Raw genomic sequence first — 24,282 nt, 5'->3', positions numbered from 1 at the left:
TCGCCGGCAAGCCAGCTCCCACATTTGAATGTATTCACAAATAGAAATATGTGAACCCCATCCAATGTGGGAGCGGGCTTGCCCGCGATAGCGGTTTACCGGTTAAAACGCTCCACCAGCGAATACTGGGTATTTGCGGTATGCGTCAGCTCTTCACTCAACTGCGCCGAGTTCATCGCTTGCTCCGAGGTCTGATCCGCCAACAGCGCAATCGTGCTGATATTGCGGCTGATCTCTTCGGCCACGGCGCTTTGCTCTTCAGTGGCGGCGGCAATCTGCGTGGTCATGTCGGTGATGTTGGCCACCGCTTCACTGATGCCCACCAGCGCCTGATCCGCCTCCATCACGCGCGCCACACCTTCTTCGGCCTGGCGATGCCCGGCGTCCATGGTTTGCACGGCGGCAGCGGCGGTCTGCTGCAGTTTGGCGATCAGGGCATGGATCTGCCCGGTGGACTCGGCGGTACGCTGCGCCAGTTGACGGACTTCGTCAGCCACCACTGCAAAGCCACGGCCCATTTCGCCGGCACGGGCGGCTTCGATGGCGGCGTTCAATGCCAGCAGGTTGGTCTGGTCGGCGATGCCTTTGATCACGTCCACCACGCCGCCGATTTCATCACTGTCCTTGGCCAGCTGGGTGACGGTTACACCGGTTTCACCCACGGCGACCGACAGGCGCTGGATCGCTTCACGGGTTTCCCCGGCGATGTCGCGACCGCGACCGGTCAGGCGATTGGCTTCCTGGGTAGCGTCCGCCGTGCGCTGCACGTGGCTGGCCACTTCCTGGGTTGTCGCTGCCATCTGGTTGACGGCGGTGGCGACCTGCTCGGTTTCCACGCGCTGGCGTTCCAGGCCGCTGGAGCTGTTGTGCGCCAGGGTGTAGGACTGCGCTGCCTGATCGTTGAGGTGCTCGGCCGTATCCTGCAAGCGAGTAAGGCACGTCTTCAGACGCGCCTCCTGGCTGAGAATCGACATCTCCAGCCGCGCTTGTGCGCCACGGCTGTCGGTGTACATCTGCGCGATCAGCGGGTCGGACGTAGTCTGCTCCGCCAGGCGCAGCAGACGCTTGAGGCCGCGTTGCTGCCAGCTCAGGCCCAGCAGGCCCAGTGGCACCGACAGCCCCGCCGCCAGGGCAAAGCCCCAGTGGGAGTTGAGCGACGCACCGATCATGAAGCTGAGCTGGCTGACCAGAATAAAAGGCAGCCAGTCTTGCAGCACCGGCAGCCATTTGTCGCGCTGAGGCACGGCCGACTTGCCCTGGTTGATGCGTTGGTAGAGCGCTTCGGCCCGGCGAATCTGCTCGGCGGTGGGCTTGATGCGCACCGATTCGTAGCCGATCACCTGGTTGCCATCGAAAACCGGCGTTACATAGGCGTTAACCCAGTAATGATCGCCGGTCTTGCAGCGGTTCTTGACGATGCCCATCCATGGCAAGCCTTGTTTGAGCGTGGACCACATGTGCGCGAACACGGCCGACGGCACATCCGGGTGACGCACCAGGTTGTGCGGGGCACGGATCAACTCGTCACGGGTGAACCCACTGATTTCGACAAAGGCGTCGTTGCAGTAGGTGATCACACCTTTGGCGTCTGTGGTGGAGATCAACCGTTGCTGAGCGGGGAAGGTACGTTCGCGCTGGGTAACGGGTTGGTTATTACGCATGATTGTTCAATCCGCAAGGCTTTGATGGGGTATCGGCACGTTTCGGTAATTATTGAGGGAATTTTCTGAGCTGCGGTGGAGTCAGAGTCGCACACTGAAAAACGACAGCATCTGCGAAAGGTCTGTACCAGGGTGGGCTAAAGGTTTCGACGCCGGTTGAGCGGGTGAATAAGCGTGTCGGGAAGAAAAGTGACACGTTTCAGGCAGAAAGCGTTTTTATGGAGAAGAAAAATAGCTTTAGCTGTCGGATTAATCCGTGTTGTCCTAGACATAAATGACAATATAATTAAGAATATTAAGGCTAATTTGTACGAAAAATACTCTATTTCCCCCAAAGCGCCTCTGCGATCTGACCTTATATAGCTGAAAGTCTCTACGCTACTTTGTTTTCGAATTTGTCGCGCCGAGGGGGCGAGAGCGGCAGTCGACATGAAGTTGCAGTACGTAAAGGAGCTACAAAAAGTGACATTTGTTCCAGTTATTATTTGCGGCGGTGCGGGCAGCCGCCTGTGGCCTGTCTCTCGTTCAGCGCATCCTAAGCCATTCATCGAATTGCCGGATGGCGGAAATCTGATTCGCAAAACCTACGGGCGTGCCTTGGCGCTGGACGCAGTCAGCGAAGTGCTGACGATCACCAATCGTGATCTCTATTTCAAAACGCTCGATGAATACGGCGCACAAGCACCTCAATTCACGAACCTCAGTTTTGTTCTTGAGCCCTTTGGGCGTAATACTGCAGCGGCCGTTGCGCTGGCTGCTCAAGAAGTTGCGCGCACTCACGGGGCAGATGCCATCATGCTGGTGCTGCCAGCTGACCACCTGATCGGAAATCAAGCGGCGTTTGCCGATGCGGTTTCTACCGCCTCCGCGTTGGCCAAAGATGGCTGGCTGGTGACGTTTGGCGTAAAGCCGGAGTTTCCGGAAACCGGTTACGGATATATCCAGAAAGACAACGACAGCCCCCTCGGCAAAGGCTTCAAGGTCAAGCGCTTCGTCGAGAAGCCAGACCTGGAAACTGCCCAAGGCTATCTGGCGTCAGGTGAGTACTTCTGGAACTCCGGCATGTTCTGTTTCCGCGCCGGTACCCTGATTGAAGAAATGGCCCTCTGCGCACCGGATGTATCCAGTGCCGTAGACCTGTGCCTGGCAGGTTCCGGCACGATGACTGGCACCAGCCATCGCAGCCTGCACCTGGAGCCCGAGAGCTTTGCCAAGGTTCCGGATATTTCCATCGACTTCGCACTGATGGAACGCTCAAGCAAGGTAGCAACGGTGCCTTGTGATATCGGCTGGAGTGATATCGGCTCTTGGAACGCCATGAGCGAGCTGTCGCCAGCTAATGAGCAAGGTAACCGTGTTGAGGGTGAAGTCATTTTTCACGGCTCCTCCAATAACTACGTGCGTAGCCCGCGTCGTCTGGCAGCGTTGGTAGGGGTTGAGGATCTGATCATCGTCGATACGCCGGATGCACTGCTGGTCGCACACAAAGACCACGCACAAGACATCAAAGCGATCACGGCGCAGTTGAAGCAGAACGGGCATTGCTCGCACCTCGATCACACCACGGTCCGCCGTCCTTGGGGCGCTTACACGACACTGGAAGAAGACCAGCGCTTCAAGATCAAGCGCATTGTGGTCAAGCCCCAAGCATCGCTGTCACTCCAGATGCACCATCACCGGAGCGAACATTGGATTGTGGTGAGCGGCATGGCGCGCGTTGTTAACAACGATCGCGAATTTTTGCTCAACACAAATGAATCAACGTTCATCCCGGCAGGTCATACCCATCGCCTGGAGAACCCAGGTGTTATCGATCTGGTGTTGATCGAGGTGCAGAGCGGCGATTATCTAGGTGAAGACGATATCGTCCGGTTTGAGGATATCTACGGCCGGGTTGCTGGCTGATCAGGCGCCCGAAGAGATATGGCTAGTGGCTCGTGTTTTGCACTCTTAATGCTTGAAGCATGAGGGTTTGGAGCCGGTGGTAGGTGTTGCAGTAGGTCAGGCGTACGCCTGACCTTTTTTTCAGGAGTCAGCGATGTTGGGGTTGTTTAGAAGCCTTTGGGAGTACCGCGGCTTCGTCTGGTCGTCCATTCGTAATGAGTTCGTTGCCCGTTTTGCCCGAAGTCGTTTGGGCGGGCTGTGGATGATTATTAACCCGCTGGCGCAGGTTGCGATTTATGCGCTGGTGCTGTCCAACGTGCTGGCGGCGAAGTTGCCGGGTATTGATAATAAATATGCCTATGCGCTTTATCTGATGGCCGGCGTTCTGGCCTGGAGCCTGTTCTCTGAAATCATCGGTCGTTGCTTGACGCTATTCATCGATCAGGGAAACCTGATGAAGAAAATGCGATTTCCGCGCATCACTTTGCCGGTGATTACGGTGGGTTCCTGCTTGCTCAACTACGGGCTGCTCTTCGTGGCATTGTTGTTGGTTTTTGCGCTCCTCGGTCAGTCACTGAGCGTGCAAATTCTGTGGGTCATACCGCTGACGGTCGTCGTCACTGCCTTAGCGGTGGGTATTGGCCTGGTGCTTGGTATATTGAATGTATTTGTACGCGACACCGGCCAAGTTGTGCCTATTGTCCTGCAGGCCTGGTTCTGGTTTACCCCGATCGTTTACCCGGACAACATTATTCCCGACGATTTCAAAGGCTTGATGGACTACAACCCCATGTACCCCGTTGTCACTGCTTACCATGACGCGCTGGTACACGCGCGGATGCCGAACCTCGATGGGCTGATAGTTCCTACGGTTATTGCGATCTTGTTGATGTTGTTAGGCTTAATGATGTTCAGGCGTGCTGCGCCAGAAATGGTGGATGTGCTATGAGCCTTTTAAGTGTCAGCAACCTGGGCAAGGCTTACCGCGTTTATGCCTCAGAGTTTCAACGCATCGGTCGTTGGTTTGGCTTGCCAATAAAACCCAGTGAAGAGCACTGGGTAATGCGGGGGGTGAATTTTACAATACGCCCTGGCGAGTCTATTGGCATTGTGGGCCAGAATGGTGCGGGTAAATCCACGTTGCTCAAAATGATCACCGGTACACTGCAACCCACAGAGGGCAGTGTGCAGATCAATGGGCGTATCGCTGCCATTTTAGAATTAGGCATGGGGTTCACTCCGGAACTGAGTGGGCGCCAGAACGTATATCACTCAGCAGGCTTGATGGGGTTCAGCGCATTCGAGATCGAGGAGGCGATGCCAGATATCGAGGCCTTCGCCGAAATCGGTGAGTACTTTGATGAGCCGGTGAGAACCTATTCCAGCGGCATGCAAATGCGTGTTGCTTTCGCAGTAGCGACAGCGTTCAAACCCGATCTCCTCATCGTCGACGAAGCCCTTTCTGTCGGCGACAGTTACTTTCAAGCCAAGTGTTTTAAGCGCATCAAGCAATATCGCGATGAGGGCATGACCCTGATTCTGGTCTCGCACAGTGCTGATGACATTGTTCGGCATTGTGAACGAGCTATCTTGTTGAAGAATGGCCACGTCGAGCTTGACGGCCCTTCTCGGGAGGTCACTAACCGTTACCTGGATGAGCTGTTTGGCAAGAAAAAAGGCGCAGGGCACCAAGCCGATGTCGCCAGCCCAGGCCTCGTTCATGAAGACTTCTTGAACACCAGCGATGTGTTTGCCAGCCGTGGTGGGTACAACCCATCTGAATACCGATGGGGACATGGCGGTGCTTCGATTCTGGATTATTTGCTGATCGTTGACGGTGAGCGTTTTCCGTCACGTATCGAAAGCAACTCCAATGGTGATTTTTATTTCAAGGTCAAGTTTGATGCGGATTTTGAAAGTGTCGTGCCCGGGTTTTTGATCAAGACGCTGGACGGCATCTTTTTGTACGGGACTAACTCCTTTGTGTCGAGCCGGGGTCAGGCGGTCATTTCAGTGAAAGCCGGTGATATCAGGATGTTTAAGTTTTCTCTCCCGCTCAATTTGAATGCCGGAGACTTTCTCGTGTCGTTTGGTGTGTCGTCCGGTGACCCGCTGGCAGGCGACCTAATACCGTTGGATCGGCGTTATGATTCGGTTATGTTGAAAATCAGCAGGGCTGTTCAGTTTTGGGGGATTTCTGATATGGGCGCAACGTTTAATGTTGAGTATCAGGATGCGTTAGGCGTTGAGGTTGTTGTAAATGATTGAACAATTGGTAGCCGATTTACCTGAAGTTTATCAGCCGATCTTTGGCCATTCAGACCTTTCTGATCATGTGTCACGGCCGTGTGCAGACAGGCTGGACGTTATCGTTGGCATTTATGAGGCGCTGCAAGCCCATCTCGGCCGCCCCCTTAAAGTGCTGGACTTGGGCTGTGCCCAAGGCTACTTCAGTCTTAGCCTTGCCAGCCGAGGCGCGTCGGTTCGAGGTGTGGACTTTCTCGATAAGAATGTCGACGTATGTTCGGCGCTTTCAGACGAGCATTCCGAATTGGACGCCGTTTTTGAAGTAGGACGTGTTGAGGACGTTATTGACCGTCTTGAGTCTGGGCAATACGACCTCGTGTTGGGGCTGAGTGTTTTTCATCACGTCATTCATGAGCGTGGTATTGACGAGGTCAAGCGGCTTTTTCAGCGTGCTGCTGAGATGTGTGGTGCGCTGATTCTTGAGATTGCATTGCGAGAGGGCGACTTGTATTGGGCAACTTCCCAGCCTGAAGACCCTATGGTGTTGTTGGAGTCTGTCCATTGTGTTCGTGAAATGGCTCGCTGTCAGACCCACTTGACCAGTGTGCAGCGCCCTTTGTATTTCGCCAGTAACCATTACTGGACCGTGGAGGGTAAAGCGGGGAAGTTTGATACGTGGAGCACCGAGTCCCACGCGTTAGCAAAAAATACGCATGAGGGAACACGTCGTTATTTTTTCAGCGAACGAGAAGTCGTTAAACTTTATCGTTTCATCGGGACGCGTGCCGAACACAACCGTGTCGAGTTTCATCGAGAAAAAGCATTTTTGACCAGCGCACCGCTGGAATACCCGGTTGCCGAGGTCTTTGCAAGTTCTGAAAGTGAAAGCGAAGGCTGGGTGGTCATGCAGAGGTTCCAGGGCGACCTTTTGCTCGATGTATTGAATGATCCGTCCTTAGACCGAAAGAAGGTACTCAGAGAAGTATTGGATCAACTGACAAAGCTTGAGCTTGCTGGGCTGTATCACAGTGATTTTCGTGCTTGGAATATCGTCGTCACACCGGATTCAGGTGCGCGGGTTATAGACTATGGTGCGATATCTGAAGATTTCAAAGACTGTGTCTGGCCTCATAATATTTATTTGTCCTTTATGGTCTTTGTACATGAGTTGGCAACGGGGCACGTTGTTGATCCGGCGCCTATCCGGCAAATCACGATCGCGCCATTTAACTTGCCGCAGCCTTTTCGTAGCTGGGCAACGGGATTGTGGGTGGTGCCGGTACAGCAATGGAGCTTCCGACTCATGCTTGAGCATCTGGATGCTTTAAGTGAAGCATCCGCTGATGGTAGTGCAGAAAAGACAGAAGATCTTTGGATGCAAGCGATTGAAGAAGCGCTTGGTCAGCACAGTGGCTATATAAAAAACTTAGATGGCAAATTGCTAGGGAATAGTTACGAAATGGAAGCGCAACTTGAAAAAGTGCGAAGTCGCTTGGAGCAGGTCGCCGAAATCGCTTTTGATGCCCAAGGGGGGGTGAGGGATTTCGAGCGCCGTGCGATCTACAGCGAAACCGTTGCTGAGCAACAACGCCTTCAACTCCAGGAGGCGGGGTTTCGGATTCAATCAGCCGAGCGCCGCAGCCAGGAGACTGAAATAGCATTGCGGGAGAGTATAAATCGCGCAACGCAGGCGGAACTCAAGCGCCTGTCGGCTGAAGCGTTAAACGACGTATTGCGTGATCAAGCCAGGCAGGCAACTAACGAATTGCTGGAGCTTTATAAAGGGCATCAGCAGGTTGCGCTGCAATACGAAATGGAGCAACAGCGCCGAATAGCCCTTGAGGATCAGATCAAGGGGCTGGAGCATCGCGCTGGTGAACTGGAGATGGAGCGTGATTCACTGCGTGTGGACGCTGAAGGGGCTCACGCGCAGGTTGAATATCTGGAAGGTCATCCCAGGCATCTCGGTTTGCAGGTGGAGACCCTGACTGAACAGCTTCTGCGTTCGGAAGAGCACAAGCGTCACTTGGAAGCGGATCACCACTCCCATCGCGCGCGCGTACGCGAGCTTGAAGCCCAGATACATGCGCTCAGCCACCGCCTCGATGCTGCCATGACCGATACTCATCACTGGTGGTTGAAAGCAGTCGCACACGAAGAGCACGTGAATGCATTGCTCAAAAGCACGTCCTGGAAAGTTACTTCGCCGCTGCGCCTCTGTATGAGAGCAGGAACCTGGTTGGTCAAGCTGCCCTTTCGCGCCGTAAAATTCGTGGTGCGCTCAGTTTTGATGAGGGCGCTACGTTTCGTACTTCGTCGGCCGGCTGTTCATCAACGGCTTAACCACGTTGTGAAGAAATATCCACGTTTCTGGGGACATTTAAGGCAGTTCGCAGTACATCGCGGACTTGTTGCAGGGCCAGCGCCGCAGCCGTCAACGAATGTGCAAGCGACGTCTGCAACGCCAGTCGAGGTCACTGTGGCAGCGCTGAGCCCTCGAGTATCCAGGGTTTATTCTGAGCTGAAAGCAGTTATAGAGCGTAAGGGTACTTACTGATGAGGATAGTTATTGATCTTCAGGGCGCTCAGTCTGAAAGCCGGTTTCGTGGTATTGGCCGTTATTCGCTTTCTTTGGCATTAGCTATCGCTAAAAACGCGGGTGATCATGAAATATGGATCGTTCTTAACGCGAGGATGCCGGAAAGCATTTTGGACATCCGGAACGCTTTTTCGGCGCTAATTCCCAAAGAGCGAATTCGCATATTTGACGTGCCTGATGACTTAGACTCTCCCTGGGTGCTATGTGCAGCAGAGATAGTCAGGGAAGAGTTTATTCGCTCGCTTGAGCCCGACGTGGTGTTGATCAGCAGCCTCTTTGAAGACCCGGGTGCCGGCGCAGTGACGTCCGTAGGGGCGATCGCTAACAGCCACAAAACGGCGGTTGTTCTTTATGACCTAATACCCTTGCTAAACAAAGATGTGTATTTGCCGACACAGGCGCTCCGAGACTATTACAGCAAAAAAATTGGCTGGCTAGAGCGTGCAGATGCTCTGCTTGCCATTTCTCAATCGTCTAGCGATGAGGCGGTAGAGTATTTAAATGTGTCGCGAGAAAATGTCCCGAATATTTCCGCTGCGATCGGAGCGCAATTTTATCCACGGGTTTTTTCGAAGCAAGAGGCTGATAAGTTTCTCCAGCGAATGGGCGTGCAAGAAAAGTTTGTTTTATACGCGCCTGGCGGCTTTGATCCGCGGAAAAACTTCGCTCGCTTGCTCGAGGCTTATAGTAGGCTTAAACCTGAGCTCAGATCGCATTATCAGTTGGTAATCGCCAGCAGGTTGCATGAACAGCAGCGGATCGAGTTGTTGGATCTCAAAGAGAAGTTCGGGTTCGAAATTCACGAGCTGGTCTTAACAGGTTATGTTGAGGACGAGGATCTGATCGCGCTCTACTCCTTGACATCGCTATTTGTTTTTCCTTCCACCCATGAAGGCTTTGGCCTGCCGGTATTGGAAGCGATGGCTTGCGGAGCACCGGTTATTGGCTCCAATTGCAGCAGTGTGCCTGAGGTTATTGGTCTGGACGAGGCGCTTTTTGATCCGCTGTCGGTAGCATCGATATCCGATAAGATCAGTGAAGTACTGAAAAGTGACTCATTGCGGCAAAGGTTGGTAAAGCATGCCGAGATTCAAGCAGCAAAATTTTCCTGGGATGAGTCCGCGCTCAAGGCTATCGCTGCTTTAGAACAAGTGGTAAGTGAGGTAAACCCAATAATACAGTATGAGTTTTCACAGCAGGCGTTGCTTGAGAACTTGGGGCGTTTACCTGACGCTAGGCCCACCGATAGTCAACTTGTTCAAGTAGCGAAAAGTATAGCGTTCAACATGCTGGGAGGGGCTGAAAAGCAACTGCTCTTAGACGTGTCCAGCATCGTTCAGTCGGACGCAAAGTCGGGTATACAGCGAGTGGTTCGCAGTCTTTTACAGGAACTGTTTAATTCTCCGCCTGCAGGGCTTGTTGTTCGGCCAATTTTCTATCGTGCGGGTGGGTATTTCTATGCCAATGAGTTCGTCGCTCGCGTCTTTTCGGCAAGTGCCGACGGCGCAGGCGGGGCCGACGCGCCGATTGATTATGTGCAAGGCGATATCTACTTGTCGCTCGATCTGACGATGCATTTGGCCGACGAGCTTTATCCTCTGCATGCGCAAATGCGATCTGCCGGAGTCGATGTCAACTTCATCGTCTATGACCTTCTGCTTGTGCAGAGGCCGGATTGGTGGCCGGCACCGACTGCGGATTATTTTACAAATTGGCTAAAACGAATAACGGATGTCGGAGCGGGGCTAATTTGCATTTCCGAGGCAGTTGCCCAAGAGTTAAGAGAATGGATTGCAAATAATCCACCCGCTCGTTGTGATGGTGGGCCTCACGTCAAAAGCTTCCATTTGGGTGCCGACATTGCTAGCAGTATGCCGTCGATTGGGTTTCCAAAAAATGCTCAGAATGTGCTCGCTCAGTTGCAGGCACGCCCCAGCTTTTTGATGGTCAGTACTATTGAGCCCCGTAAGGGGCATGCACAGACCATCGCTGCTTTTGAGACGCTGTGGGCTGAGGATGTTGACGCGAACTTGGTAATTGTTGGGAAGCGCGGCTGGCTGGTCGACTCTTTGATCAGCGCAATCGAAAATCACCCAGCTCTGAACGTGCGACTTTTTTGGCTTGAAGGGATCAGTGATGAGTACCTGGAAAAAGTTTATGGCGTATCCACTTGCTTGATTGCCGCATCTGAAGGTGAGGGTTTTGGTCTACCGCTGATCGAGGCAGCACAGCATCACGTGCCGATGATTGCACGTGATATCCCTGTGTTTCGAGAGGTCGCAGGTGATCATGCTTTCTATTTCGAAGGGCTCGCACCAAACGCATTGGCGCAGTGCGTAAGAGAGTGGTTAGTGCTTTTTAATGCGGGTGAACATCCACTCTCAGTAAATATGCCTTGGCTTACGTGGGAGCAGAGTGCCCATCAACTGAAGCATTCCATCTTCCAGTGATGATGCTTCGCATTTTTATGAAAATGCCCCCTCTGTTAGGGGGACAAATCCAGAATTTCAGGTTACATACAGGCTTAATAGGGAGCTACACGTGAAAAAAGCAATTATCACCGGCATCACCGGCCAAGACGGTGCCTACCTTGCTCAGCTCTTGCTGGAAAAAGGCTATACCGTCTACGGCACCTACCGCCGTACCAGCTCTGTCAACTTTTGGCGCATGGATGAGCTGGGTGTCACCCAGCACCCTAACCTGCACTTGGTTGAATACGATCTGACCGACCTGTCCTCCAGCATTCGCCTGCTGCAGACCACCGAAGCCACCGAGGTTTACAACCTTGCGGCCCAAAGCTTCGTGGGCGTGTCCTTCGACCAGCCGGTGACCACTGCCGAAATCACTGGTCTTGGCGCGGTCAACTTGCTGGAAGCCATCCGTATCGTTAACCCGAAAGTGCGCTTCTATCAAGCCTCTACCTCGGAGATGTTCGGCAAGGTTCAAGCGATTCCGCAGATCGAAACCACGCCGTTTTACCCACGCAGCCCCTATGGCGTTGCCAAGTTGTACGCGCACTGGATGACCATCAACTACCGTGAGTCCTACGGTATCTTTGGTGCCAGCGGTATCTTGTTCAACCACGAGTCGCCACTGCGCGGTCGTGAGTTCGTAACCCGCAAGATCACCGACTCCGTGGCCAAGATTACCCGGGGCAAGCTGAACGTCCTGGAGCTGGGCAACATGGACGCCAAGCGCGATTGGGGTTTCGCTAAAGAGTACGTGGAAGGTATGTGGCGCATGCTGCAAGCCGATGAACCGGATACCTTTGTTCTGGCGACCAACCGTACTGAAACGGTACGTGATTTTGTATCGCTGGCTTTCAAAGCTGTCGATATCAACCTCGATTGGAAAGGCGAGGGTGACCAAGAGCACGCGATTGACGCAGAAAGCGGCAAGACGGTGGTGCAGGTGAATCCGAAGTTCTACCGCCCGGCTGAAGTGGAACTGCTGATCGGCGACCCGGCAAAAGCTAAGGCAAAACTGGGTTGGGAGCCAAAAACCAATCTGGAGGAACTGTGCCGGATGATGGTGCAGGAAGACCTGCGCCGTAACGAACAAGGCTTTTCGTTCTAAGGCCAAAAGCGCAATCACTTGCGTTGTAAGCGGGCGGGTTCGTGTTCGAACCCGCTCCGTCCTACTCATGTTATTCAGGCCAAAGGTGAATTGCGGTGAAACATGTTCTGTTGACCGGAGCTAATGGCTTTGTCGGTAAAGTACTGCTCGACCAACTATTGGCTGCAGGCTACCGAGTAAGCTGTGCTTGTACTACGCCTAGCGTGTCACCCCGTGCAGGTGTCGAACAGGTTGTATTGGATATCCGAGATCCAAGCGCTTGTGCAGCGACGCTGGAGCGGTTAAGCCCAACCCATATTATCCACCTGGCCGCCATTTCCCATGTGCCGACCAGTTTTCGCGACCCTCTGCTGACCTGGAATACCAATGTGATTGGTAGCCTGAATCTGCTCGAAGCCATTAAGCAGAAGGCACCGGATGCATTCGTCGTGTTTGCCAGTTCTTCGGAAGTGTACGGAGAGGTCTTTAAGGCCGGCGTAGCGCTGGACGAAAGTAGCCCGTGCTTGCCGATGAACCCTTACGCCGCCAGCAAACTGGCTGCGGAGTTGGCATTTGAGCAATACTTCAAGCAGGGCGTTCGAGGTGTCATTGCGAGGCCCTTCAATCACATCGGCAGCGGCCAGTCGCCCGACTTTGTGACCGCTTCGTTTGCTCGCCAGATTGCGCTGATCGAAAGTGGCAAACAGGCCCCTATCATGCAAGTCGGCAACCTTGAAGCTTGCCGTGATTTTCTCGATGTGCGTGATGTGTGTGCCGCTTACTTGCAGTTGCTGGAATTGAGCGATGGTCGTGATCATCCACGGCTGTTCAATATCGCATCGGGGCAGGCGCGCAAAATTCGCGATATTCTTGATGAGATGATCAGTCAGAGCGCCGCCAGTATTTCCGTGGAGCTCGACCCACAGCGCTTGCGGCCGTCTGATATTCCGTTTGCGGTGGGTAACTGTGACCGCATCCGCAACGTGCTCGGCTGGCAACCAGCTACCCCGCTGAAAGACACCCTGGCTTCGTTGCTGGCTGACTGGCGTTTGCGTGTGGTGGCTGAATAGTGAAAGTGATGATGGGCACGGAGTCGTTGCGGCCTCCCTTGACCGGTATTGGCAATTACACGCTCAACTTGCTGAGAGAATTTAACACGCTCGAGGTTATCGAGGCCGTGGATTGTTTTAACGGTGATAGATTCTCTCCCGCTTCAGAGGTCTTGAAGGGGCACGACTGCTTCACGCAGCCTGCCCCCGTCGTCAGCCCCAATGGCGGATGGAAGAGCAAACTACGCAGTTCTCTACGCTCGTTACCTTTGGCTTATCGCCTCAAGGCGGCGTGGTCTGAATCGCGGTTCAAGCAGGGTAGCCGTACGCGTCGAGACTTTGTCTATCACGAGCCCAATTTCATTCTCAAACCTCATGACGGCCCTAGCGTAACCACCATTCATGACCTCTCATTCGTCAGTCATCCTGAATTCCACCCAGCGGAGCGAGTGGCCTGGTTGAATCGCCAGCTCCCGCGCACGCTCGACCGTGCGGATTTCGTTATTACTGACTCAGAAGTTGTGCGCGCGCAGTTGATTGAGCAATTCAGCGTAGCGCCTGATCGGGTGACAGCTATCTATCTTGGCGCCGATTCCCGCTTTATAGCACGTAATGAAGAGGCGACCAGATCGGTGTTGGCCAAGTATGACTTGGTACATGGTCGCTATTTGGCGTTTGTGGGAACAATTGAACCGCGTAAGGGGCTTTCCGTATTGCTGGATGCATGGGATCGCCTGCCCGAGGTACTTCGTCGCCATTGGCCTTTGGTCATTGCCGGCGCACCAGGCTGGCGGAATGCGGATTTGATCAATCGCATCTTGGCGATGCAAGCGAAAGGCGAAGTTCGCTTTCTTCAATATGTTAGTTCACACGACTTGCCATTTATCTATGCGGGTGCTGCTACCTTCATCTATCCATCCATTTATGAAGGATTCGGCTTGCCCGTACTAGAAGCCATGTCCAGCGGTGTACCCGTTATTTGTGGGGCAGGAACTTCAATGGCCGAATTTTCCAATGGCGCCTGCAGGTTATTCGACGTCGAAGATGCTGCGGTACTGGCGACGGCCATCTCTGAACTTATAGAGGATCCGGCGTTGCGTACCCGCATGGCCTACGACGGCAAGATCCGCGCGAGTGAATTTTCCTGGTCGCGTTGCGCGCAGGAAACCCTAAAGGCCTACGTGAAGGCGAAGGGCTCTGCTTACCCATTGAATTCATTATAGTAAAAGAGCTCCGCTGCGGATGCAGATACCAGCGCAATGCTATTTGAAAACCACGTCCGTTTGAATATTTTACGACGTCTACGAAACGAAAGGCGAATGAGCTGACATCTATGCAAGATGTTCCTCAAGCCGATATAGGTGCTGTTTGAAGATACTACATTTTTACAAAACCTTTGCCGCCCACCAACATGGGGGCGTGGAAATGTTTATTCGCCATCTAACCCATGCAACAAGTCAGCAAGGGTGTGAAAACGTTGTGCTTTCTTTAGCACCGGAAGGGGCGTCGTCGGAGGAAGGACCGGCTTATCGACTGGTTCATGCCAAGGAAGACTTTAATCTGGCATCTACGGGTGTCTCGCTGTCTTCTTTCAAGGTTTTTGCTGAGCTCGGCAAGTCAGCGGATATTATCCATTACCACTTTCCGTGGCCGTTTATGGACGTCGTGCATTTTGCCACGCGCCTGAAGAAACCAACGATCGTAACTTATCACTCTGATATTGTTCGCCAGAAAGTACTAAAATGCTTTTATACGCCCTTGCAAAATGCATTTCTAAATAGTGTTGATGCTATTGTAGCCACGAGCCCAAACTACCTGAAAAGTTCGCCGATTTTAGCGAAATATCCGAATAAGACCAGCGCAATCCCGATCGGCCTGGAAGAGTCTATGTATCTACCGGTTCAGCCAGAAAAAGTGGCTGAATTAAAGTTGCAACGTGGCCGTTTCTTCTTATTTGTCGGAGTGTTGCGTTATTACAAAGGATTAGAGTTTTTGCTTCAGGCAGTTGAGGGCAGAGACTGGCCTCTCTTGATAGTAGGCGCCGGGCCGTTGGAGCAGGAATTGATGAGGGTGGCAGCCGAGAGGAAGCTGCATCATGTGCACTTCATTGGGCAGGTGAGTGAGCAGGAAAAAGTCAATTTATTGGCCGCCTGCTACGCGGTGGTTTTTCCATCACACCTTCGCTCGGAGGCGTTTGGTATAAGCCTCTTAGAGGCATCCATGTTTGGTAAACCCATGGTATGCAGCGAAATAGGCACGGGGACCAGCTACATCAATCAGCACCAGATTTCCGGCCTTGTGGTGCCACCCAAGGACGCACTTGCAATGCGGGCAGCGATGACGCAGCTATGGGAGTCGCCAGTGCTCGCTGAGCGTTTTGGACTAGCTGCAAGGGAGCGCTATTTGGAAGTTTTTACTTCTCGTAAGATGGGGGAAGAATACATGAAAAAATATGCTGAGCTTTTAAGCTCCCCAGCAAATAACTAAAGAGACGCGTGTTAAGCGTATTTAGCGGGCCTCGGTTGTTGCCAAGGGAGTGAAATCCAGTGAAAGACCGGGTAAATCAGCGGGTTATTCAGGGCCATGGGGGGGATTATTCAGCATGCCGTCACCCTCTCATGATTCAATCCGTTATAATTTTGTGACAGGTTTACACCGCTCGGTCCTACGGATATGGGCTGCCCAGCCAATGCATTTCAGAGTCGACCGCCCTTGAGCGCGTTTACCTCTGTCACTTGGCATTTTATTTTTTGTAAATTTGATCCATTAGTAGACTGAGACCAGCAGGGAAACTGAAATATGACCACCGCCCACCAAGACCAGTTTGAGCAAAGCTTCATCGGCGCAGTTGAAGCGGATCAGCGTAATAAGATCGCTGTGGTGATCCCTTGCTATAAGGTAATCGCCCACATTTTGAATGTGATCGCAGCAATTGGTCCTGAAGTCGAACGCATTTATGTTGTTGATGACTGCTGTCCGGAAGGTTCAGGGGCCTACGTGGAACAACACTGTACTGATGGGCGAGTTGTGGTTCTGCGCAATCCTGAGAATCAGGGTGTTGGCGGCGCGGTGATGAATGGTTATAAGGCTGCTGTGGACGACGGAATGGACATCATTGTCAAAATTGATGGCGATGACCAAATGGACCCAGGGTTGCTGTTGAACTTTGTGAATCCAATTCTCGATGGTGAGGCAGATTACACAAAGGGCAACCGCTTCTACGACCTCGAAGAAATCCGAGCGATGCCGAAGATTCGCCTATTTGGTAATGCTGTACTTTCGTTCATGACAAAATTTTCTTCCGGTTATTGGGATCTGTTTGATCCAACAAATGGTTACACTGCGATACATCGTGATGTCGCCAAGCACTTGCCCTTTAACAAGATTAGTCGACGCTACTTTTTCGAGACGGATATTTTGTTCAGGTTGAACACGCTTCGCGCGGTAGTCGTAGATATACCAATGGATGCCAAGTACGGTGATGAAGTAAGTAATTTGAAGATATCTAAAGTTGTGGGGGAGTTCTTTGTCAAGCATGTGCGAAATTTTGGCAAGCGCATTTTTTATAACTACTACCTCCGTGACATGTCGTTAGCGTCAATCGAACTGCCCGTAGGTCTGCTGATGCTGGTAAGCGGTGTCATATTCGGTACCTCTCACTGGATAAACTCGATGTACACTGGCCTTCCTACACCGGCCGGCACTGTTATGCTATCAGCCCTGCCAATCATTTTGGGCATCCAGTTTATTTTGGCATTTTTAGGTCAAGATATCGCCTCTGTGCCCAGGAGGGCTTTTCACTTGTCAAAACTGAAATCCAAACCCAAAGCAGGTAATCGCTGATGGTTTATGCAATCGCTGTCTTGTGCGTGTTTGGCATCGCCGCTGGACAAATAATGTTTAAATTAAGCGCTAGTGCTATGCAGCGAGCGGGCACGTTGTTTGACCTGAAAACTATACTTATATTAGGCTCTGCATTTGCTCTTTATGGTTTTACCACGCTGGCTTGGGTGTGGGTTCTTCAGAAAATTGAGTTAGGTAAAGCCTATCCCCTCATGGCGATGGCATTTATTTTAGTGCCTATTGGCAGCTATTTTATTTTAGGGGAACGTTTTCAGACGCAATATTTTATAGGTGTGCTATTTATTATCGTGGGGATAGTGTTGGCGATAAGGTCATAGTTTCATAAAAAAAATGGTTTAATTGTATGGGGAAAATTATGCGATCTTTAAGTAGAGAGCAGTCAGCAGCTACGCTTTTAGTTGGCGGAGTTATGGTTGCTGCTCTAATCTTGCTAGTCATGCGATCTGCCGGGCTTTATCCTAGTATTATGGCGGACGAATACATATATAATACTATGTCGCGCTTAAAGCCGATCGCCTCCGCTGAAATTCCAGATTATCTATATCTCTCAGTGTTTAGATTAACCAGTCTATGTGGTGATGGATACCTTGAATGTGCTCGGATTTTAAATACGCTATTTTTCGTATGTTCTGCTCCTTTTATTTATCTTGTTGCTAGACGTTTTTGTGGGTTTAGAATTTCTTTGCTGATTGTTGTCATAAGTATGCTGGGGCCAGTCAATGGTTACACGGCGTACTATATGCCAGAGGCATTATTCTTTTTGTCTTTTTGGGTTGCCATTGCTTATTTTCTAAATTTTGAGAGTCCTGCTCTTCTAAGAAGATTTGTTATCTTAGGGGCTATGGTCGGGGCTGCTTCTTTAATAAAACCACACGCGCTCTTCATGGTTCCGGCGTTTTGTGTCTCCATTATATTTTTTTCCTATTATGATTCAGTAAAGAATTGGTTTGTTAAAGGCATTATAGATTCTTCGATTTTTGGGGTCTTTGTCTTTCTGACTAAATTCGTTATCGGTTATCTAATAGCGGGAAAAGCTGGGCTAACTTTATTCGGTAATTTTTATACGTCCAATTTAGAATCAAATGCATCTTCGCTTCAGAGATATCTCGATATTATTTCTGCAAGCCCGCCCTTGGTGGTTGGCCATATGCTTGCCACGATACTAATGTTTGGTGCTGCGGTTGCGGTTGTAATGTTTGGCGTTGTTAGATCATTCGCACGCAAGATCAGCAAGCCGGAAGATAAGCTGGCTTTTTGTATTGCGATGTTGTTGTTGAATTTGATTGCAGTAGTAGCATTGTTTACCGCTTCAGTTGCAGGCACTACTCTTTATGAAACAGCGTTTAGACTGCACATGCGTTACTACGATTTTCTCTTCCCTTTGTTATTCGTTGCAATTGGATCTCAAATTCGTCGTACTCATGAAGAGTACTTAAAGTATTGGCGTTATGCATCCGCCGTCCTCGTCATAGCTGCAATATGCTATGCAGCGACGACAAAAATGCTTCCTTTCATGCCTAGTTATGTCGATGGACCAGAAATTCGTGGTTACACGTTAAATGCTAAGCTCTTCATGGTGTTAGCAGGCTTGTCCGTGTTCTCAGTGGTGTTGTGGGTTAGGTCTGCACGCGACGGGGCTCTCTTTTTCATGTTTTTATACCTGCCTTTGTCTGTAGTTGTTACGACGATTTATAATAATGTCGAGCTAAGGTCAAGGATGACGATTGACACCTATGACAAGGCGGGGATTTTCACGAAAAACTATGTTCCGAGTAATGAGTTGGCAAAGTTAGTAGTTGTTGGTGACGATGTATCATCGATATTTCGTGTTTTATTTCATTTGGATAATGTGGACGCGGTACGTGATGCTTCTTATATCCCGGGTGTGTCATACACCGCAGCTCAAATGCCTCCTAATAAAAAATGGGTATTGGCTGTTGGTGATGTCGATTTTGCGAAAGACGACTTTGAAGTAAAGCAGCTGAACGGGTTTTCATTGGCAAGAAAGGGATCTGCATATCCAATAATTATTGATTTTAGTAGCGGCTTTTTGCCTTATTCAGTATCGCATGTTAGTGGTATGTCGCATTCGGAAAACTGGGGCGCCTGGTCTAGCGCGTCCGTTGTAACTATGAAATTTGTAAAGCCTTTACCAGAAAAGTTTGAGCTGATTTTAAATGCTAAAGCATTCGGCCCTAATGACGGTAAGGTGTTTAATCTGAGTATTGATGGGCGCAGTTACCCCGTTAAATTGAGTGCGACGAGTGGTGAGTATAAGGTAAATATCGAAAATCCAAATAGCGTTAATGTGTTGTCTGTGGTCGTCCCATTTCCAACTTCTCCCAAACAGCTGGGGATGAGTGAAGATGCAAGGATTTTAGGCATAGGTATCGAGAAAGTGGAAATTTCTAAAATACAGTAGTTGCGTATGTGAGTAGTCGGGAGCAATTAAATTGCTCCCGTTTTTTATGTTTGCTAAGTTGGATTGCGAGTTTTATATTTTTGAATGTCTTTTATCGGGTTTAAGTTTTTAGTCAGGTCGTCTTGTTTGCTGGGTGGGGTTTATTATGCTTGGTATTATTAGATTTTTACTTTCGTTCAGCGTTATTGCTTTTCACTTAACTGCGTCGATACCTAATATTGGTTTGCTGGCGGTTAACTTTTTTATGTGATTAGTGGTTTTTTGATTACTCTGGTTCTCCACGAAACCTATAGATTCAGATTTATTCCTTTCGCTGTTAATCGGTTTCTTAGGCTTTATCCATCTTATTTTGTCATAGCTTTTATTAGTATGCTTTTTGCTCTGGCTCTAGAAGGGTATGCAGACTTTCATGGCTCGTGGAGTGTCTCAACGTCAATTCAAGACTTTATGGGTAATATTTTGATATTTCCTTGGGCTTTTTTGCGGACGATATAGTTCCTGTAAACTTTACATCCTTTGAGTTTTTACACAGTGTCACGCCGCATTTTCGACTAGTTCCCTCAACGTGGTCGGTTGGGGTGGAAATAGTTTGTTATTTTTTATTATGGTTTTTTTCTGCAAGATATTTATGGTCTACTATCTTTTCTATAGTGGCGGCTTGCGTTTGGCAGTTTTATATATTGCATTCACCTGTTAACCAGATGCTAGCCTACTTTCCGGTTCCCGCGGCGATGTTGCCCTTCTCACTGGGTGCTCTCGCTTACCATGCTATGAAATGTTTTCGTGTGTGGAAACTTTCGGTAGGCCATGCTAGCTTTTTCACGGGTTTGGTGATTTTGCTTTTTATGATTAATTGGTTTTTTTCTCTGTCGCAATCTAAGTTCATTGGGTCTATTTTTTATTACGTTAATGATGTACTTGCATTTTTTGCAGTATTAATTATTAATAGGTCACGGTTTGAAGGCAAAATAGGGAAGGTTGATAGATGGCTCGGCGATTTGGCCTATCCAATGTTCTTAGGGCAGTATGTATTTGGGTTTCTGGCGTGGAAGATTGCGGGTGAAAGTAGCGCTGTCCGTTCGGTTAATGTCTTTTTGGTTGGTGCAGTGCTAACTATATTGGTTAGCGTTCTCTTGGTTTTGGTTGTTGATCGTAGATTGTTAGCAATTCGTAAGTCTGTTCGAGAAATTAATAGTGGAGATGGCGTCCTTTAGAACGCGATTTTTTCTGGCTGCGTTTATAAGTTTTTTCTGAGCAATATAGATGATCTTTGGGCTGGGGTCTTAAGGGGTTTACTTTTTATTCCGAAATGTAATAGCAGCAAGGCCGGGGTAGTAGCCCCGTCTTCTTAATTAGCGTAATTGGGAGTTAATTAAAAAGTCTGCACGACTAGGTGATTTCTGCATGCCCAGAGAGTGTTAGATTTTTTGCGTGCGGGCCGGTAACGGCCTGCCGTCAGGCAGGCCTTAGCTTTACCAGGTCGGCCTGATAAATCGATCTCCGTGCAGGATCGCAAATTGATTCATCGCGATCTTCCAGTCATGGGCTGCACTGCCCCAGTTCGCGGTGATATTGCGTGATCCCAACCAAATCAGCTTCGTCGCAGCATCATCCGTCGGGAAATGGCTTCTGGCCTTGATGATCTTGCGCAACTGAGCACTGATACTCTCGATGGCGTTCATCGTGTAGATCACTTTACGTACGGCCGGGGGGAACACGAAGAACGGGATAAACCGATCCCAGGCACGCTTCCAGGCCTTTGCAACCGTTGGATATTGCTTGCCCCAAGGGCCGGTTTCGAAAGCTAACAGCGCTTATTCAGCGGCGTCAGCGAGGTCGGCTTCAACGCTTTCGCCAGCTCGCGGCGCTTATCCCAAGGCGCATAGTCGAGACTGTTGCGGATCAAATGCACAATGCAGGTCTGCAACGTTGCCTCAGGAAATACCGCGCTCAGCGCTTCAGGCATACCTTTGAGGCCATCAGTTACTGCGATCAAAACGTCCTCGATACCTCGGATTTTGAGGTCGTTGAAAACCTTCATCCAAAACTTCGCACCTTCGGTTGTTTCAATCCAAATACTCAAGATGTCTCGGGTTCCATCTGGCAAGGCACCCAGCGCCAAATAGATTGCCTTGTTGCGAACCAAGCTTCGTCGCGAATTTTGACTCGCAACGCATCGAAGAAAATCACCGGGTACATCGGTTCAAGCGGTCGTTGTTGCCAGGCAGTGACTTCGTCTAAAACCGCATCGGTAACTGAACTGATGAAGTCGTGAGAGACGTCTGTTCCGTACTGTTCAGATAAAAATGCACGGATCTCACGAACCGTCATGCCTCGGGCATACATCGCAATGATCTTGTCGTCGAAGCCCGTAAAGCGGCGCTCGTGCTTCGGGATCAGGATAGCCAAGGTGGTGACCCAGCTCGGTACCAAGGGCTCGCTTAATCAGCGCCTTTTTGAACGCCATCGAGGCATCCTGAATGGCTTCAGCACTCATCGGGCCACTGACGAACTGGTCGACCAGCTCTTTGGGAATGAATGCCCAAAGCTTGCCCTTCAACCAACCATCGGATACACAAATAGCCCAAAATGCAGCAAATTCACCCCAAAATGCGTCACCACCGCCGCTCCCAACCCGCCAAATCTATACGCCAAACCATACCCAACCCCGGCAATCCCAGCCAACAACGTCCACTGCCACCCGGCGCCGACATGCACCAGCCCAAACAACAGTGAAGCCAATAGCAGGGCCAGGTTCTCCCCGTAAGGCAGTTGCTTGAAGCGTCGGCTCAAGCCACCCTGGATATAGCCCCGAAATAACGCCTCTTCTACCAACGTAACTAGCAGCAGGTTATTCAGCACCCAAATCCACGTCTGTTCCGGCCACTTTGGTGCCCAGTTGGTGATCCCCAACAATACCGCGCCGCCCAATGCGGCGACGGCTGTGAGGCTCAAGGCCAGTGCCGTAACGCAAATCGTCAGGCGCAATGAGCGCCGCGCCACAATCCATGGACAGGCCAGCAACAGCCAGAAGCCAATCAGCGGTTTGTCCTGGTTCAGGTACATCGAGAACGGTACGGCGTCAGGTGTAAAGCGCTGCGGGTCAATTGCTCGCCCATTGTAGAAGCCGGGCAGCCAGTGCATCGCCAAGCCCAGGGCCAGTACGATGAACAGCCCATGACCGACGTAACGCGCCCAAGGTGTGCGCTGCTGGCGCACGACGTAGCCAGCGATCAGCAGCAAGGCGACTGACACCGCCGCCAGCGCGCCGAGTTGTCCATAGGTCAAGGCGAGTACATAGCCAATGGAGAGAAGCGCCAGGTACAGCCAGGGCAGAGCGAGCATGTGAAATCCTTGGATAAAAACTGGTCGACATTATAACGATGTGTCTTTGTCTCAAAGTGAAAACTCCTCCACGCGAATAGGCTGCTGCGCGGGTGATTGCAAATTATGTCGACGGCTGGTTATAGTCGGCGCTCTCAAACCCTTCACACAAGATCAGCCCATGCCTGCTTCCCCTCGCATAGCGGTAGTCGATTCAGCGGTCAACGCTGTGGTCGTGCCGCGCGCGAGTAAGCAGCCTGCGCAGATCAGTCACTACCCCCCACCTGTCAGTAGCACGCCGGCGTACGCAGTCGTATCACCGCCGGGTGTCGGCATTTCGGGCTGATCAGCGAATCGCTGTTCCCCTGTGCCCGCCTGAAAAAACCTACTGAGTTTCAGCCTTAGCTGAATTGGCTTTTTTGCCTGATGACAGGTGGTATTCATGTCTGTTCTTTCGAAACAATCCGTGGCCGCGGCGGCCTCGACGAGCCTGTTTGTGCTGCTGTGGAGCAGCGGGGCGATTTTCTCCAAGTTGGGCCTGGCCCATGCTTCGCCCTTTGCCTTTCTGTTGATCCGTTTTGCCCTCGCCCTGGCAGGGTTGGTGATCCTGGTGCCGATCCTCAAGCTGAAATTGCCCCGCCCCGGCAAGCCGATGTTGTATGCGGCGGCAACCGGGTTGGTGCTGTTGGGGGCCTATCAGATTTTCTATCTGCTGGCCATGGACCTCAAAGTGACGCCCGGCGTGATGACAACCATCATGGGCGTGCAGCCGATCCTGACGGTGGTGCTGATGGAGCGTCAGCGTTCGTTAAGCCGCATGTTCGGCCTGACGCTGGGGTTGGCGGGGTTGATCATGGTGGTCTACCAGGGCATTGGGCTGTCGGGCATGTCTCTGGCAGGGATGCTGTTCGGACTGCTGGCGCTGGCGAGCATGACCTTTGGTTCCATCATGCAGAAGCGCATTACTGACAACCCCTTGGGCACGCTGCCGGTGCAGTACCTGGCCGGACTGTTGCTGTGCTCGGTATTTGTGCCATTCCAGCCCTTCCACTTTGAACACGACGCCGGCTTTTATCTGCCGGTGCTGTGGATGGGGTTGGTGGTGTCATTGCTGGCGACGCTGTTGCTGTACCGCCTGATTGCGCGAGGCAATCTGGTGAATGTCACCAGCCCGTTTTACCTGGTGCCGGCGGTAACGGCCGTGATGGACTATCTGATCTTTGGCAATCTGCTCGCGGTATTGAGTGTGCTGGGGATGGTTTTGATCATCATCGGCTTGGCGTTTGTCTTCCGTAAACACTAGAAGGTGAGCATCAAGGGGGCGGTAGATCGCACGCCGAAACGCCCCCTTGGGCATCAGAGGGTCATGTTGTACCTGTAGGGCAATGCTGTAATAATTCCGCCCTTTAGACTGTAAGTTGTTATTTTATATGGGGTAATCGGTGCGTCTGCAGGTGGCGGCGGGCTGAGCAACGCTGCCGGCTTCTGTCGAGGGTTTCTCTCTAGTGACAAAGTCGTGGTTGCAGGCCGTATTTGTTTAAAATCCGTCTCTATACTGTCGTCGTATTCAATGTGGCGGTTTCGTTGGTGCAACGCCTAATTTTCCCCGTTTCGTCGACCTCTTCGTGTTTCAAGCACGCTCAATCAACGTGTTGCTTGCCTGTTAATCGTCGAGGC

At 51.2% G+C, this 24,282-nt stretch carries 16 protein-coding genes and 1 pseudogene; 14 read left to right on the top strand and 3 right to left on the bottom strand.

What is annotated here, in order from left to right; genetic code table 11:
• Window positions 1-95: 95 nt before the first annotated feature.
• The gene (locus AACW30_RS12930; RefSeq protein ID WP_200622719.1) at window positions 96-1,661 is read right to left on the bottom strand and encodes a methyl-accepting chemotaxis protein; all 1,566 of its coding nucleotides are present in this window, start codon (window positions 1,659-1,661) and stop codon (window positions 96-98) included.
• A gap of 462 nt (window positions 1,662-2,123) precedes the next feature.
• Here AACW30_RS12930 and AACW30_RS12925 point away from each other — a divergent pair, with 462 nt between their 5' ends.
• The 13 genes from AACW30_RS12925 (at window position 2,124) to AACW30_RS12865 (ending at window position 20,495) form a co-directional block, all read left to right on the top strand.
• On the top strand, window positions 2,124-3,566 hold the full coding sequence (locus AACW30_RS12925) for a mannose-1-phosphate guanylyltransferase/mannose-6-phosphate isomerase (RefSeq protein WP_119742160.1): 1,443 nt from the start codon (window positions 2,124-2,126) through the stop codon (window positions 3,564-3,566).
• Window positions 3,567-3,699: 133 nt separating this feature from the next.
• On the top strand, window positions 3,700-4,494 hold the full coding sequence (locus AACW30_RS12920; protein WP_119742162.1) for an ABC transporter permease: 795 nt from the start codon (window positions 3,700-3,702) through the stop codon (window positions 4,492-4,494).
• A complete protein-coding gene (locus tag AACW30_RS12915; RefSeq protein ID WP_200622717.1) occupies window positions 4,491-5,813 on the top strand; it encodes an ABC transporter ATP-binding protein in 1,323 nt (440 codons plus the stop codon). Before AACW30_RS12920 ends, AACW30_RS12915 begins: the two co-directional genes overlap by 4 nt.
• Window positions 5,806-8,349, top strand: coding sequence for a methyltransferase domain-containing protein (locus tag AACW30_RS12910; protein WP_200622715.1), 2,544 nt, complete (start codon window positions 5,806-5,808; stop codon window positions 8,347-8,349). Before AACW30_RS12915 ends, AACW30_RS12910 begins: the two co-directional genes overlap by 8 nt.
• Complete coding sequence (locus AACW30_RS12905; RefSeq protein ID WP_200622713.1) at window positions 8,349-10,841, top strand: glycosyltransferase family 4 protein; 2,493 nt, start codon at window positions 8,349-8,351, stop codon at window positions 10,839-10,841. The genes AACW30_RS12910 and AACW30_RS12905 overlap by 1 nt, the downstream gene beginning before the upstream one ends.
• Window positions 10,842-10,932: 91 nt before the next feature.
• On the top strand, window positions 10,933-11,967 hold the full coding sequence (gmd, locus tag AACW30_RS12900) for a GDP-mannose 4,6-dehydratase (protein ID WP_200622710.1): 1,035 nt from the start codon (window positions 10,933-10,935) through the stop codon (window positions 11,965-11,967).
• Between the two features lie 95 nt (window positions 11,968-12,062).
• Window positions 12,063-13,016: a GDP-mannose 4,6-dehydratase gene (locus AACW30_RS12895; protein ID WP_200622708.1), complete on the top strand. Its 954-nt coding sequence runs from the start codon at window positions 12,063-12,065 to the stop codon at window positions 13,014-13,016.
• 8 nt (window positions 13,017-13,024) lie between these two features.
• Window positions 13,025-14,218, top strand: coding sequence for a glycosyltransferase family 4 protein (locus tag AACW30_RS12890; protein WP_234452459.1), 1,194 nt, complete (start codon window positions 13,025-13,027; stop codon window positions 14,216-14,218).
• Window positions 14,219-14,363: 145 nt separating this feature from the next.
• Complete coding sequence (locus tag AACW30_RS12885) at window positions 14,364-15,482, top strand: glycosyltransferase (RefSeq protein ID WP_200622705.1); 1,119 nt, start codon at window positions 14,364-14,366, stop codon at window positions 15,480-15,482.
• Between the two features lie 312 nt (window positions 15,483-15,794).
• A complete protein-coding gene (locus AACW30_RS12880; RefSeq protein WP_200622704.1) occupies window positions 15,795-16,838 on the top strand; it encodes a glycosyltransferase family 2 protein in 1,044 nt (347 codons plus the stop codon).
• Window positions 16,838-17,176, top strand: a complete 339-nt coding sequence (locus AACW30_RS12875; RefSeq protein WP_200622703.1) for an EamA family transporter — start codon at window positions 16,838-16,840, stop codon at window positions 17,174-17,176. Before AACW30_RS12880 ends, AACW30_RS12875 begins: the two co-directional genes overlap by 1 nt.
• Window positions 17,177-17,202: 26 nt before the next feature.
• On the top strand, window positions 17,203-19,281 hold the full coding sequence (locus AACW30_RS12870) for an ArnT family glycosyltransferase (protein ID WP_234452452.1): 2,079 nt from the start codon (window positions 17,203-17,205) through the stop codon (window positions 19,279-19,281).
• 470 nt (window positions 19,282-19,751) lie between these two features.
• On the top strand, window positions 19,752-20,495 hold the full coding sequence (locus AACW30_RS12865; protein ID WP_200622702.1) for a hypothetical protein: 744 nt from the start codon (window positions 19,752-19,754) through the stop codon (window positions 20,493-20,495).
• Between the two features lie 258 nt (window positions 20,496-20,753).
• On the opposite strand, the pseudogene AACW30_RS12860 reads toward AACW30_RS12865, so the two are convergent.
• Window positions 20,754-21,862 (bottom strand): annotated as a pseudogene (locus tag AACW30_RS12860) (IS256 family transposase).
• The gene (locus AACW30_RS12855) at window positions 21,838-22,626 is read right to left on the bottom strand and encodes a CPBP family intramembrane glutamic endopeptidase (protein ID WP_200622701.1); all 789 of its coding nucleotides are present in this window, start codon (window positions 22,624-22,626) and stop codon (window positions 21,838-21,840) included. Before AACW30_RS12855 ends, AACW30_RS12860 begins: the two are co-directional and overlap by 25 nt.
• A 421-nt stretch (window positions 22,627-23,047) precedes the next feature.
• Here AACW30_RS12855 and AACW30_RS12850 point away from each other — a divergent pair, with 421 nt between their 5' ends.
• Complete coding sequence (locus AACW30_RS12850) at window positions 23,048-23,908, top strand: DMT family transporter (protein ID WP_200622699.1); 861 nt, start codon at window positions 23,048-23,050, stop codon at window positions 23,906-23,908.
• The last annotated feature ends 374 nt before the right edge of the window (window positions 23,909-24,282 follow it).

This window comes from Pseudomonas sp. MF6747 (assembly GCF_963890955.1).
Classification (GTDB): domain Bacteria; phylum Pseudomonadota; class Gammaproteobacteria; order Pseudomonadales; family Pseudomonadaceae; genus Aquipseudomonas.
The sequence above is the reverse complement of the archived record's forward strand: the minus strand, read 5'-3'. Positions and strand labels throughout refer to the sequence as shown.

Coding starts and splice junctions, on each gene's coding strand:
- AACW30_RS12930 (WP_200622719.1), bottom strand. CDS start 1,661: ATGCGTAATAACCAACCCGTTACCCAGCGCGAACGTACCTTCCCCGCT.
- AACW30_RS12920 (WP_119742162.1), top strand. CDS start 3,700: ATGTTGGGGTTGTTTAGAAGCCTTTGGGAGTACCGCGGCTTCGTCTGG.
- AACW30_RS12915 (WP_200622717.1), top strand. CDS start 4,491: ATGAGCCTTTTAAGTGTCAGCAACCTGGGCAAGGCTTACCGCGTTTAT.
- AACW30_RS12910 (WP_200622715.1), top strand. CDS start 5,806: ATGATTGAACAATTGGTAGCCGATTTACCTGAAGTTTATCAGCCGATC.
- AACW30_RS12905 (WP_200622713.1), top strand. CDS start 8,349: ATGAGGATAGTTATTGATCTTCAGGGCGCTCAGTCTGAAAGCCGGTTT.
- AACW30_RS12890 (WP_234452459.1), top strand. CDS start 13,025: ATGATGGGCACGGAGTCGTTGCGGCCTCCCTTGACCGGTATTGGCAAT.
- AACW30_RS12880 (WP_200622704.1), top strand. CDS start 15,795: ATGACCACCGCCCACCAAGACCAGTTTGAGCAAAGCTTCATCGGCGCA.
- AACW30_RS12875 (WP_200622703.1), top strand. CDS start 16,838: ATGGTTTATGCAATCGCTGTCTTGTGCGTGTTTGGCATCGCCGCTGGA.
- AACW30_RS12870 (WP_234452452.1), top strand. CDS start 17,203: ATGGGGAAAATTATGCGATCTTTAAGTAGAGAGCAGTCAGCAGCTACG.
- AACW30_RS12855 (WP_200622701.1), bottom strand. CDS start 22,626: ATGCTCGCTCTGCCCTGGCTGTACCTGGCGCTTCTCTCCATTGGCTAT.
- AACW30_RS12850 (WP_200622699.1), top strand. CDS start 23,048: ATGTCTGTTCTTTCGAAACAATCCGTGGCCGCGGCGGCCTCGACGAGC.